11 protein-coding genes and 1 pseudogene are annotated in these 11,563 nt (G+C 56.4%); 5 read left to right on the top strand and 7 right to left on the bottom strand.

Features of this window, described 5'->3' with window-relative positions; genetic code table 11:
- Together SLH47_RS25730 and SLH47_RS26490 are read left to right on the top strand one after the other, a co-directional pair.
- Positions 1-357, top strand: a 357-nt coding sequence (locus tag SLH47_RS25730) for a DUF899 family protein (protein WP_320243943.1), incomplete at its 5' end; no start/stop codon positions are given.
- Positions 358-473: 116 nt separating this feature from the next.
- Positions 474-833 carry an SRPBCC domain-containing protein gene (locus SLH47_RS26490; protein ID WP_413785683.1) on the top strand — a complete coding sequence of 120 codons (360 nt, stop codon included), beginning with the start codon at positions 474-476 and terminating at the stop codon, positions 831-833.
- Positions 834-963: 130 nt separating this feature from the next.
- Here the strand turns inward: SLH47_RS26490 and SLH47_RS25725 are convergent, their stop codons facing one another.
- A complete protein-coding gene (locus SLH47_RS25725; RefSeq protein WP_320243942.1) occupies positions 964-1,680 on the bottom strand; it encodes a glutathione S-transferase family protein in 717 nt (238 codons plus the stop codon).
- Positions 1,681-1,794: 114 nt separating this feature from the next.
- Between SLH47_RS25725 and SLH47_RS25720 the strand changes: the two genes are divergently transcribed.
- Positions 1,795-2,172, top strand: a complete 378-nt coding sequence (locus tag SLH47_RS25720) for a helix-turn-helix domain-containing protein (RefSeq protein WP_320243940.1) — start codon at positions 1,795-1,797, stop codon at positions 2,170-2,172.
- A gap of 187 nt (positions 2,173-2,359) precedes the next feature.
- On the opposite strand, the gene SLH47_RS25715 is transcribed toward SLH47_RS25720, so the two are convergent.
- Positions 2,360-3,091, bottom strand: coding sequence for a nuclease-related domain-containing protein (locus tag SLH47_RS25715; protein ID WP_320243938.1), 732 nt, complete (start codon positions 3,089-3,091; stop codon positions 2,360-2,362).
- A gap of 326 nt (positions 3,092-3,417) precedes the next feature.
- On the opposite strand from SLH47_RS25715, the gene SLH47_RS25710 reads away from it, so the two are divergent.
- Entirely contained in the window at positions 3,418-3,762 is a 345-nt protein-coding gene (locus SLH47_RS25710) for an H-NS histone family protein (RefSeq protein ID WP_320243936.1), read from the top strand.
- A gap of 170 nt (positions 3,763-3,932) precedes the next feature.
- Here SLH47_RS25710 and SLH47_RS25705 read toward each other — a convergent pair whose 3' ends face one another.
- A complete protein-coding gene (locus SLH47_RS25705) occupies positions 3,933-4,544 on the bottom strand; it encodes a TetR-like C-terminal domain-containing protein (RefSeq protein WP_320243934.1) in 612 nt (203 codons plus the stop codon).
- Positions 4,545-4,763: 219 nt separating this feature from the next.
- On the opposite strand from SLH47_RS25705, the gene SLH47_RS25700 reads away from it, so the two are divergent.
- A complete protein-coding gene (locus SLH47_RS25700; RefSeq protein WP_320243933.1) occupies positions 4,764-5,216 on the top strand; it encodes a nuclear transport factor 2 family protein in 453 nt (150 codons plus the stop codon).
- Positions 5,217-5,494: 278 nt separating this feature from the next.
- Here the strand turns inward: SLH47_RS25700 and SLH47_RS25695 are convergent, their stop codons facing one another.
- From SLH47_RS25695 to SLH47_RS25685, 4 genes and pseudogenes are all read right to left on the bottom strand, one after another.
- Positions 5,495-6,139: a hypothetical protein gene (locus SLH47_RS25695; protein ID WP_320243931.1), complete on the bottom strand. Its 645-nt coding sequence runs from the start codon at positions 6,137-6,139 to the stop codon at positions 5,495-5,497.
- Between the two features lie 295 nt (positions 6,140-6,434).
- A pseudogene (locus tag SLH47_RS26485) lies at positions 6,435-6,542 on the bottom strand (type I methionyl aminopeptidase); the annotation flags it as partial.
- An 85-nt stretch (positions 6,543-6,627) separates the two neighbouring features.
- On the bottom strand, positions 6,628-7,128 hold the full coding sequence (locus tag SLH47_RS25690) for a ClbS/DfsB family four-helix bundle protein (RefSeq protein WP_320243929.1): 501 nt from the start codon (positions 7,126-7,128) through the stop codon (positions 6,628-6,630).
- A gap of 231 nt (positions 7,129-7,359) precedes the next feature.
- Positions 7,360-11,103: an autotransporter outer membrane beta-barrel domain-containing protein gene (locus SLH47_RS25685; protein WP_320243927.1), complete on the bottom strand. Its 3,744-nt coding sequence runs from the start codon at positions 11,101-11,103 to the stop codon at positions 7,360-7,362.
- Positions 11,104-11,563: the final 460 nt, after the last annotated feature.

Genomic DNA, 11,563 nt, shown 5'->3' with positions numbered 1-11,563 from the left:
AAGGCCAAGCGTGGCTGGACATTCCCCTGGGTGTCGTCCTTTGGCAGCGACTTCAACTATGATTTCGGAGTGACATTCGACCGTGAGAAGGGGGCGGTCACCTATAACTACAGGACCGAAGCCGAGCTGGCGGAACAAAACCTTTACGGGATCAAAGCGGGCAAATCGTCAGAACTTCCGGGCTTTAGCGCATTTCTGCGGATCGATGACGATGTTTTCCATACCTACTCGACCTACGGTCGCGGCGGAGAAACAATTGGCGGCTCTCATTACATGCTCGATATGACCGTCTGGGGCCGGCGGCAGGATTTTGAGGAATCACCGGAAGGTTGGCCGCAGGGACCGACATACGGGTAAAGCATGACCTTAGAACGTGTTGATCGCGCACAGCGAACCATCTCAGCCCCTGCCGATGTGATCCATCGCGCTTTTCTTGAGCCGTCACAGCTCGAGACGTGGCTGCCACCCAGGGGATGATCGGAAAGGTTCATGAGATCGATGCTTCGGTTGGCGGCGGATATGTCATAAGCCTACACCACCGAGATGAAACACCCGCGGTCCCTGGAAAGACAACCAAACGCGAAGAGAGGTTTCGGGTTGTGTTCGATGAGCTTGTTCCAGGACGGCAAGTTGTACAGCGTGTTTTGTACGAAGTGACGGACCCAAGCTTCGCGGAAGCAAGGAAGCAAACATGGACGTTTCAGAGTTCCGGACGTCTGACAACCGTGCCAGTCGCCTGTGAAAACGTCCCGTTAGACATTCGACCCGAGGATTACGCCGCCGGACTTAACTCGTCGCTTCTGAATCTTGCAACCGCTGCCGAGACGAGCTGAAATCTTCAAGCTTGACATATGGCAAAGTTCGGATTGCAGCGCAAAGGTGTCAGTTGTTCTGGGCGCAACGATTGTCAGCTCGGAGCCGGTTTTAACAAATGCTACATGCTTTGCAGATGTCTGGTTTACGTCAGGATTTTACATCGTTCGCAAAGCGTGCAGCGTTCTCTTTCGCAAACGCGCCTGCGTCGGCACTCGCATCCCAGAATTGCGGGTTGGCCTTGGGAATGGTGAGGGCTTTTTGCACGGCCGGACGCGCATCGATCCGATCAAACCATTTTTGCAGGTGAGGCAGGCCATCCACGCTTACACGCGCCCAGACGTAGGCGCGTGCCCAAGGATAAGTCATCATATCGGCAATCGTGTACTCCCCTGCCGCAAGCCAATCGCGACCTTCGAGGTGGGTGTCCAGAACCTCAAGCAGCCGACGCGTTTCATCCACATATCGTTTGATTGAAAACGGCTCCTCATGCCCATTGGGCGCAGCAATATGTTGGAAATACATGGCTTGTCCCATCATCGGACCAACGTGACCGACCTGGAAGAACATCCATTGCATGACCTCGGAGCGCTTCAGCGGGTCTTCCGGAAGAAACTTTCCGTACTTCTCTGCCAGGTGCCAAAGGATGGCCCCGCTTTCGAAGATGGCGCGATCCTCGTCACGGTCCACAATGGTTGGAATCTTTCCGTTCGGATTGAGCCGCAGATAGTCGGGTGATTTCTGCTCCTGCTTTGAAAAGTTCACTGAAGTAAGCTCATAGGGCACCCCAGCCTCTTCGAGAAAAATAACCGGCTTGTAACCATTCATCGTTGAAGCGGTGTAAAGGTGAATTGTGGGTTGGGTCATCATCGTTCTCCGATCTGAGGCAGCATCCAAGTGGTCATGCTCAAAGCTGAGGACGAGGCGAAGAAAATCAACTAGTATACTTTTTGTAACCTTAGCTCACGAGGAACTGGACCGATGGAGGCCCGTATCATTCAGGACCAACGCGGGCGCAAGAGCGTCGACAACGCTTGCACAACGCCATGCGCGATTGAACGTGGTATGCAGATCATCGGCGGGAAATGGACCGGCTCGATCCTTTGGCATCTCAAAGACGGCCCGGTGCGCTTTAACGACCTCTCGCGGATGATCGGTGGTGCCAGCAAGAAAATGATCACGGAAAGGCTTCGACAGTTAGAGACCCAAGGATTGGTGTCTCGTGAAGTCGCCGCAACGAAGCCGTTATCTGTCTTCTACGAGGTAACTGATTTCGGCAGAACTGCGCTCGGCTTCCTCGATGAGCTACGCAAGTGGAGCGAGGGCCTGCCAATCGAAGATGATCACCCCAAGAACTAAGCCGTTTCTGGATGCCCACCTAAAGCGGACATTCTTGTCTGGAATGTGAAAGTCCGTTCCGTCCCGTTTTCCCCATTCACAGACCCTACGACTCCGCTTTCGCGGCAAATGTCTGGTGAGCGCGCTCCGGCTTCAGAATCTTGGACGGTCGATCAAGGTCCGCAACGAGCCGTATGGCCCCCTTAGGTCAATCTGCTTGTCGGGTACCCCGACACTTTGGGTACCGGCAACAACCATAGAACCTTTGCCCGGTACTTCGATTTGTCCTCTCGATCATTTTGGACCCACATCGCGGGCATTTCGAGAGGTCCGTTTCCTTTTGGATGGCTTTCTCTCGAACGTGCTGGATATGCGCGCGCCGTATTTCCTTGTTGGCGCCCAATGCGCTACGGCGCAGCTTGCGGGCAAAGTCATGCACCTCATTTTCGGTGAACTGAACGGTTTGTCGAGAGGTAATGTAGTGAAGAAGAGCTTTCCTGTTCCAAAAAACGTTGGGCGGCATTTCCGTTTTGGGCTCTGCTGAACCAACGAATGCGACAAGATTTTCCAGTTGATCCAGTCTGATGCCAAGCAGGTCTTGAACGACCTTTACATGATGGTAGTTCTGGCGCAGCGGGTTCTGAAACTGAAATTTGCGGCATCGCATGACCTGTGTCCAACGCGCTTGGCTTTCGCTTCCAAAAATCCAACCGGACATATTCTTGGTTTCGATCACGAAGACGCCGAAGCGCGATAGGACAATGTGATCGACCTGCGTAGTGCCGTGGTTGGTGGGTAGAGTAAGGTCTTCGAGAACGATGTAGTGCTGGTCATCCAGTTTTCGGGCAAGCGTTGCATTGACGCGTCGTTCTCCTTCGGCGCCAATCACCGTGGGGGAATTCAGGTAAAGGTAAAGAAACGCTACGCCGACTGCGAGCAAGACTAAAAGTAGTTCCAAGGATCCTGTGTTCTCCGCTCAGTCTTGGGCTCAACCCGAGCATAAAACGAATTGAAGTATTGAACAAAAGCCTGAGCGCGATGTTGGTTGCAGCTGATCTCGAACGACTACTTGCGGGAACTACGCCGCAGCATCTGCCAGTACGACTAAGGCCACCTTCGCGCCGCCCTCAAGGACTTTGCAATACCTATTCTCTGCGCATTGCAGCAGCAAGCAACTGCTCACACGCGCGATAGATGCCGACAGATCTATACGTACCTTTCAGATTCCGTAATGTAAGGCACTGAACAACATGTGAGACAGAAAGAATGCAAATCGATCTCAAAGCACTAACACGCAAAGAACTGGAGAAGCTCAAAGCTGATATCGACAAGGCCCTGGCGAAGGTGATGGCACGCGAAAAGAAGGCAGCACTGGTTGCCGCTGAGCGGGCCGCGGAGACGCATGGATTTTCGTTGGCTGAGATCACAGGTGTTGACGATTCGCCCACAAAACCCAGACGCAAGATGGCCAAAAAGCCATCCGTGCCCGGCAAACCCAAATACGCCAACCCGGATGATAAAAAGCAGACCTGGACAGGTAAAGGACGCAAACCGGACTGGTTCAATGCAGCACTTGCCGCCGGTAAAACACCAGAAGACATGGTGCTCTGAGGGCTGCCAAGAGCCATCGGGGCGGATCTCGCATGCGCGTGTTAGGCCCAAATTGATCAATGCTGCGCCGGGTGTGAGTGACAGTTTTCTTCGCAAGGCAGCAAGTGCCATGGCAGGAGGCGACTCCTGCAAGGCGTCTGATCACAGACCTGCGTCAGGACCGTTTCCTGCTATCCTGCGGCATTCAACGCCACAGCAAGAATATGCGCCTGCCGGCGTAACTCCACCAAGGTTATCCGCCTCTGGTTCACGATCATTCGCCAGTAGAGCGGCGATGGAAGCAGGTCCAGGGCGAGCTCGCGGTCGAGACTTGCGGGAAGTTCCTTGCGGCTGATCGCCCGATCAAGCAAGTCTTCGGCCCTGTCTCGCCGCGCCGTCGCAATGGTGTCGAGCAACGGGACCAATTCGTCCGACCGGGCTCGCTCGGCAAGAAGGTCCGGCAGGATGCGTCGCATCTTAGGGTGACGAAAGACGGTTCGGAGCGAGCGCAGGAAGGCTGTAAGGTCTGCTTCGATGCTGCCCTTATCGGGGATGGGCGTCACAGCCAGCGCGACATCTTTTATCGCCTCGTTGGCAAACGAGCGCTTCGATGGCCAACGACGATAAATTGCGGCTTTGCCTGCCCCCGCTCGCTTGGCGACACGCTCAAGGCTTAGCGCAGCATAGCCGCGCTCAGCCCATTCGTCGAAGAACGCGCGGTAGAGGGCTTGCGTTAGCTCGGGCCTTTGCAGCGCTGCACCGGACAATTGTCGCGACCTTTGGTCGGAGGTTTTCTTTGCCATGCGCATCCTACTTGTTTTGCGTTGGAACGTTAGCGTTCCGCTCAAAGGGATGAAAACAAAAAATAGATGGCAGGGCCACAATCACGAGACTTGTCAGATTGGTTCCTCTCCAACGCATTGACATAAGCGCCATATCTGATTTCTTTCGACGGAACGCTTGCGTTCCGTCGAAAGCTCCCCATCTTCCTAGTCAGAGAACCGTAACGAAAGGAAGCTCCGATGCCTCACACCGATCCACTGCCCGCATTAACGACGTTGCTGCAGAACAGCCTGGGTGATCTTCTCGAACCAGCTGACAGCTTCCCGGAGATGTGCTCCGAGGATGTCGTATTCGAGGCGCCCTATGCGCCTGTCGAGTCTAATTGTCTCAAGGGTCGCGATGCCGTTGCCACCTACCTGCCAGTGGTGCGCGAGCATTACGATATTCAGGAGTTGGCTGAGACCGCACTCTACCGCACCACTGATCCGGAAGTCGTAGTTCTCGAATTCGAAGCACGTAACAGCACAGGTCGGAAGACCGGCCTGCCGTATGATCAGAGATACATCAACGTCATCCGGATCCGGAACGGCAAGATCGTCGACTACCGCGACTACTGGAATCCCGTTGTGGCCCTGTCAGCAGTGGGTGGCGCCGATGGCATGCCTGACGTGGTGAAGGGGGGTACAGCCTGACCTGCAACACGAGAGACCGGGTGCGACGGTTGGCTATCGTCGCTTGCACATCCTGCTTCAACGCGAAGGTATCAAATTGAACCACAAGTAGCTGTTCCGACTCTACCGCGAAAGAACGGTTAGCGGCCGTTTCGTCCGCTGGCCGCCCCAGCCCGACCGTCAAATCCGTTGTCCACTTTGGGACTACACTTGGCATCCAATCAAAATAGTCAGATGGCAGCAGCGAGCCACTTGTTGACCGATGCATCCACGTCATTGAATGGCCGAAAACACTGCTCTTAGTCCTCGCTAAGCTGACGTAGCTCTTCCTCAATCGCATGAACGAAATCAGCCGCTTTGTCCGGTGCAGCCTCAAAGGCAAAGCTCGGTTCGATCAGCTCCAATTCCATGAGCATAAACCTGTTCTCGCGTATAACCCCATCAACACGTGCATAAAGCGGCACCTGGTCAACGAAGGCGAGTATCTTGCTGGCCTGGTTGATCACTTCGTCTGATATCAAAACAGCGACACGATCCGGACCTTCCCCAGGGTTTGGCAATCGCTGCACGGCATAGGCAAACTCACCGCGGAAGAAGTAGATAAGCGTCTCACCAAAACGTGCAACGTCGCTTTGAAACGGTTGCAACACTGCTTTTTCGGTCGGCATAATACTTGCTGGCCACTGATCATATTTGGCCAAATCGAGCACATCGACGAAATGTCCGCTTTGGCCGGATAATGGTTTTCGGACCGCTCGATGCCACCCGTGCTGTCGCATAATTGCGCGAATTGCATTGTGATCTTTTGGATCGACCAGTTTCGTTTCCGGTACATTGAAACCTGCTTCACGTAATTGGAGAAGATAGGACTTGTCGAAATTCCAGCGCACCAGCGCTAGCGGATTGCGAACCCGCACCGGATCGAGGCTTTCCAGCCAAGCCAAGAATTTGTGTGGCGCCTTGTAGTAGTCCCAACACGACCGCAACAGGATGAGGTCGCAAGACCGAAATGCTGACTGATCATCGCCGTTCCATGGCACGGAAACGCAGGTGTGACCCGACAAAACCAGCGCCTTCCGAAGAGCTGCATCACTTGCTGGCGCGGGCCATAGAAGGCTAGTTGCCAATACGATGTTTGCGATAGGGTTCTCCTTACGTAGATCCCAGTCTCAAGATTTGGATCAGTCGTAATAGTCTTTTATCTAAACCGGATTGGCCAGATCAAACAGGACGCAGGCCACCCGGCTTTCCAAAATTGAATACGTTCGGAGAGTCGTGGAAAACTTGGCCAATACCATGGCCGCAGAAGTCACGGACGACGCTGCATCGGTTCGCTTGCACGAAGCTCAACTGAGAGAGTAATACTTCGAAACTGCACTCCTCAGTTTGGCAAGAACCTTGAGGGTCAGTGGTGCGGCCTCTGAAACTAGCCTCAGTTAGCGCCGCGCAGCGCCTTTCGAATGTAGGTATTGGCGGACCGGAAGTGTGATGGACCGGATGCTTCGGCAAATCGACCGAGGGTCCATTTACCAGTCCATGGATTCGTGCCACTCGTGTATAGCAGCGCTTCGTCGTGAGCCTCGATGAAGCGACGCAACTTGTCGCTAGCAGCATCGAACTCCGAGAGCAGATCCATCCAAGGAGTCTCGTTGCCTTTCGCATAGAGCGGCGCATTGTACTCCTTGAGCTGGTTCCATTTGTAGCCCTTGGCTGGCACGTGCACTTCCCGTCCCGCAACGCCGTCCTCGTACCAACCGTGGAACAGCCCCATCCAGTGGGTGCGATGCGCGACAACGCCCTTGATTGTGGTATCGTCATCAGGTGTCGACAAAGATGACTTCTCTTCGTCGACACCATCGAGTGTCTTGCGTAGCTTCGCCAAATCCTTATCGAACACGGCAAGCAAATCGGTCTTGTTCGTTGCTGCTGGCATAGTTCACCATTACCCAAGTCAGTTGATTGGTTGCTTGATCTATCTCAATGAGGCCAATCATTCCGAGGAAATCATGGCGGTCTTTCCGACAGATGGAGTGAAAGCCTGCTCCCTCTGATGACCGGCCAGCGTGATCCCAGATCAAACGTCTGGCTTAGGCTGCGACCTGCTGAATACGACTGTAGCGCCCAATTGGAGCGGCAATGACCGGACAGGACGCGCTACTGCGTCTTAGAACACCACTTTGAGGCCTGCATTTGCGCTGAGGGCGCTGGTGTCGCCAGCGTTGCTGAGCCCGGTGGCATAGGCAACGTCGCCAAACAGATCCACACGCTCGGTCAGGACATAGCTACCGCCAAGACCAGCCCCAAGCGTCCAGGGCTCACGCTCCGTCGTCAGCGACGTCCCGGCCACCTCCACCTCACTGCCCGCGCCAAACTCATGGTACAGGTTCACAATGCCATAAAGGCCACTCTCCCCACGCTCCTGCGCCGCGACCTCAAGCCCAAGCCGCAGCTGCTGGCTGGTCGCATCGCTCAGCGCCACCGCCTCCCGGTGCACCTCACTCGTGAAGTCACTGAACGTCACCGACGACAGGCTCAGCTGGGATTGCGGCGTCACCGTCAGCCGCGTGCCCAGATCAAGCTGCTGTCCCGCCTCCAGCGACAGCGCATAGCCCGTCCCGCTGTTGCCCTCCGTCAGGGTCCCGAGCCTGTCCGCGGTCAGATCGCTGGTGTAGGAGGTCAGCGTCACCTGCCCGTCAACATAGAACCGGCGCGCATCATACCACGTGGCGGCCAGCCCAAGGCCCAGACCACTCGTCTCGATCGACCCGTCCCCCAGGTCAGAGCTGACATCCGTATTGCCCGTCCCGTAGGAGAACATCAGCCCGCCCACAAGCAGGCCCGCATCACTGCTGTTCAGGGTCAGATCCGCCCCGATCTCCATCTCCCACAGACTGCTCTCAAGTGCCGCCCCTGTGGTGCTGTGCTCTTCCGACGTGGTCAGCTGCTCTGTCCCCATCCGGATCCACAGTGGCGTGCCCGTACCCTGATCAGCCGCGTCAGCCCCTGCGCCGCCCCAGGCCAGGCTCCGGAAGTCCTGCGCACTGCCCCGTGCATACAGCCCAGAGGGCGCATTGAACGCCAGAAGCGACGCACCATAGCTGTCATAGACCGGCGCGGACGGTTGATAGGTGACTTCACCGCTCTCTGACAGCGCGCTCAACGCCAGACCCTGGTCCGTCTCAGCCAGCTTATAGAGGTGGGCACCCGAGATCACCCCATGCTCCCCGTCCGAGGTGACATAGTTGCCTCCCACAAGGGTGAAGGTCCCGTTGGCCTCTCCGCCAACAGAGACCACGTCCATCACAAGCGGGGGCCCCTCGAGATCGGCGCTGTCCAGACTGGCAATCAACAATGTCATCTCACCTGACGTGTCGCCGGTGATGACAACCGTATCGGTGCGCAAACCATCTGCATCCCGACCCATATCCAGGGCAAAAACATCCGATCCCGTGTCCGATCCGGTGAAATTGCCCTCAACTCTGATCTCATCCCCCGTCTCGCCGTTCTGCACGCTTAGGAACACGTCGCCCGCATTGTTGGTCACATCACCTCGGATGGTCAGGCCCCCTTCCCCGCCCGTCGCGCGGAACGCAGACCTGCCGTCGATGGACAGACTCGTGTCCAGTATACCAACCCGATCAAGGCTGAGGGTCGTATTATTCAACGTGACACTCTGCCAGTTGACGAGCCTGTCCGCTGTGTTTGTGATGCTTTGGCCCTGCAGGCTCAGTTGATCGTTACCGCCCAGACCACCGTCGAGAATGTAGGACCCATCATAGGTGGTTGCAGCGGAAATCGTGACGGTATCGTTGCCGTCACCGGCATAAAGATTCCCTGTGAAGCTGCCACCTGTCAGGTTCAGGATATCGTTGCCCGCCCCAAGACGAATATCCCCTTCGATGATCCCTGCCGAATTGATGACAGCTGAGCCATCGTCGTCTGGGGTCCCGTCCCCCGAAGATCTGGCAGTCTCAGTATGTATCGCAATACCAGAGTCCCCCGCCTTCACAGTGGCGGTGCTGGCGATGTCAATTGTCCCGCGGACGCTGGAGATTGTGCGGATCGCGGCGCCGTTGCCAGCTCCTCCCGTCACGGACCCGGCCACGTCTACGTCAAAGCCGTTTGCACCCAACTGAACAAACTCATCGCTGTCGCGGCTCAACCGCTCGAAATTCCCTGATACACGAATCCCATCTGAACCCGATCCGGACGCCGTGACAACGGCATCCGCACCCAGCGTGACAAACGCCTTCGCTCTCGACTGCCCGTCCGGCTTCAGCGAGCGGACATTGACACCCTGCTCGAGGGTGATCTGAATAGGCGCTTCCGATTCCGCCCAGATCCCGTGAGAGTTTCTCCCAACCGTGGTGACTGTACCGCGCTCCATCTCCACGACCACGTTGCCAGAACCACTGGTGTCCGCATAAACCCCATGGGATCCGCGGGTGTCACCGGGGGTATTATACGTCACGATGGACCCCCCGGTCATTTCCACCCTCACCTCTTTATCATTTTCCTCTTTGTCGATCCGCGCATAAAGCCCGTGAGAATCCCAGCCTGTCGTCCTGATAGAGCCGCCGTTCATTTGCACCAGTGCCGTACCTTTGCCGCCATTGGCTTGCGCATAAGCGCCGCGGGCTGCGTCACCGTTAATATGGATCGTCCCGGCTTTCATGACAGCCGTCGCCGTCCCCTCGGAGTCATCATGAGTGCTGGTGGAGAACGCCTGAAGCCCGTGAGCTTGCCATCCATACGTGGTGATTCTGCTGGCGTGATGCGTTTCATCCATTTGCACAAACGCATTGCCAAATTTTTCGGTATGCGCACGAAGCCCAACTGCCCTGGTACCGTTCGTTGTGATCCTCCCTCCGGTCATGAGCGCTTCCACATCGGCCTCACTATCATCCAGCGCGGTATCGACGACTCCCGCCGCAACCGCGTAAGCATCATTACCATCGATGTTGATTATTCCGCCCGCCATGCTCGCGGTTGCCTTGCCATCCTCACCGCGGGTGACTGCACGCACGCCTGTACCAGCAGCAGTAATTATTGTTTGGTTTCTGTGCTGGGATTCGTCGATTATTCTAGCCACCACCGTGCCTGTATACGCTCGGCTGTGGGCATAGGCCGCAACCGCTCCGGCCGGACCACCCTGGACGCCGAACTGCGTGACGATTTTGCTGCTGCCGCTCATTTCCGCTGTCACGTTTCCACCAACGCCGCCGGTGAACGCCGAAACCCCCTCAGAATTTCCGCCGGCAACGGTAATGGTTCCTCCGGTCATTGTCGCAGTCGCCGTCTTATCGCTTGAGCCGTTTTCAATCCGCGCAGCAATCCCGGCAGAACCGGCAACTCTTGCCATTATATTCCCACCATTCATTTGGGAGTCCACGTTTCCAGTGCCTGAGGTCTTCGCCAAAACCCCGTGATTATGATAATCTTCATCGTCCGTGGCGTTGATATTCCCGCTGTCCATTTGCACAGAAACATCATGGTCACCCCCATAGTCCACAGTCACCCCAAAGCCGGCCACCGTGATGCTAGAATCGCGAATTGGAGAAGCGCCAAGTGCAGGAACGCCAAGGGTCAGGGTGTGCACATTTTCTTGCGGACCACCATCGTAACCACCACTTTCAAGGTTGCCCGTATAGGCGATGCCATCAGCGTAAGTGCCAGCGCCACATGAAACGACGCCGTTAGTCGAACCGCCGCACGCATCGGCCTCCGGGGCCGCCTGGGCCGCCGCCGGGTCCACGCTGCCGGTAAACAACACCGCAGCGGTGGTCACCACCGAAAGCCCTGGCGCAATGCTTGCTACCCGGCCCTTGAACTTGGTCAAACGACCACCCCGAACCGAGACGTTACGCGGGCGAAGGACCGGCTGGGTGTCTGAGGACTGCTTTTTCATTTTTGAAACTCTCCTGTGAGGGACTTGAGCACAATCGAGGCAAGGCACTGCCCTGCCCGTCAGGCGGTCAGTGGGGTGGCAGAATTGCGGGCATCAGCCGGAGGCGCTGTTTAAGCCTCAAGCGGAAGCGAACCACAGTTGGCGGTCGGCTGCGTTGCTTTCGCGCCGTCCGTTCTGATCGTCGTAAAAAGTCCGGGGTGGTTGTAGCTGATCTCACGCTGGTGACGGCCACATCGCGCGTCACGGGGTTTAAGGGCGAATGCGTCAAGCAGTCCGACCCGGAAACCGAGATTGGGCGGCCAATTAATCCGCGGGCAATGGCCGACTTGCAGCCGGATGTCAGATTGTCAGGAAGCGGAAATCGGTGAGTGCTACTGCCTACGCCAGAGCGCAGCGCCTGATGAGCTGATGAGCTGATGAGCTGATGAGCTGATGAGCTGATGAGCTGATGAGCTGATGA

Origin of the sequence: Cognatiyoonia sp. IB215182 (genome assembly GCF_033963905.1) — a bacterium.
In the GTDB taxonomy this organism is placed as follows: Bacteria; Pseudomonadota; Alphaproteobacteria; order Rhodobacterales; family Rhodobacteraceae; genus Yoonia.
The sequence above is the reverse complement of the archived record's forward strand: the minus strand, read 5'-3'. Positions and strand labels throughout refer to the sequence as shown.

Excerpts from the sequence above, each read along its gene's own strand:
- SLH47_RS26490 (WP_413785683.1), top strand. The coding sequence starts at position 474 with ATGATCGGAAAGGTTCATGAGATCGATGCTTCGGTTGGCGGCGGATAT.
- SLH47_RS25705 (WP_320243934.1), bottom strand. The coding sequence starts at position 4,544 with ATGGCAAAGAAAACCTCCGACCAAAGGTCGCGACAATTGTCCGGTGCA.
- SLH47_RS25725 (WP_320243942.1), bottom strand. The coding sequence starts at position 1,680 with ATGACCCAACCCACAATTCACCTTTACACCGCTTCAACGATGAATGGT.
- SLH47_RS25720 (WP_320243940.1), top strand. The coding sequence starts at position 1,795 with ATGGAGGCCCGTATCATTCAGGACCAACGCGGGCGCAAGAGCGTCGAC.
- SLH47_RS25700 (WP_320243933.1), top strand. The coding sequence starts at position 4,764 with ATGCCTCACACCGATCCACTGCCCGCATTAACGACGTTGCTGCAGAAC.
- SLH47_RS25690 (WP_320243929.1), bottom strand. The coding sequence starts at position 7,128 with ATGCCAGCAGCAACGAACAAGACCGATTTGCTTGCCGTGTTCGATAAG.
- SLH47_RS25710 (WP_320243936.1), top strand. The coding sequence starts at position 3,418 with ATGCAAATCGATCTCAAAGCACTAACACGCAAAGAACTGGAGAAGCTC.
- SLH47_RS25685 (WP_320243927.1), bottom strand. The coding sequence starts at position 11,103 with ATGAAAAAGCAGTCCTCAGACACCCAGCCGGTCCTTCGCCCGCGTAAC.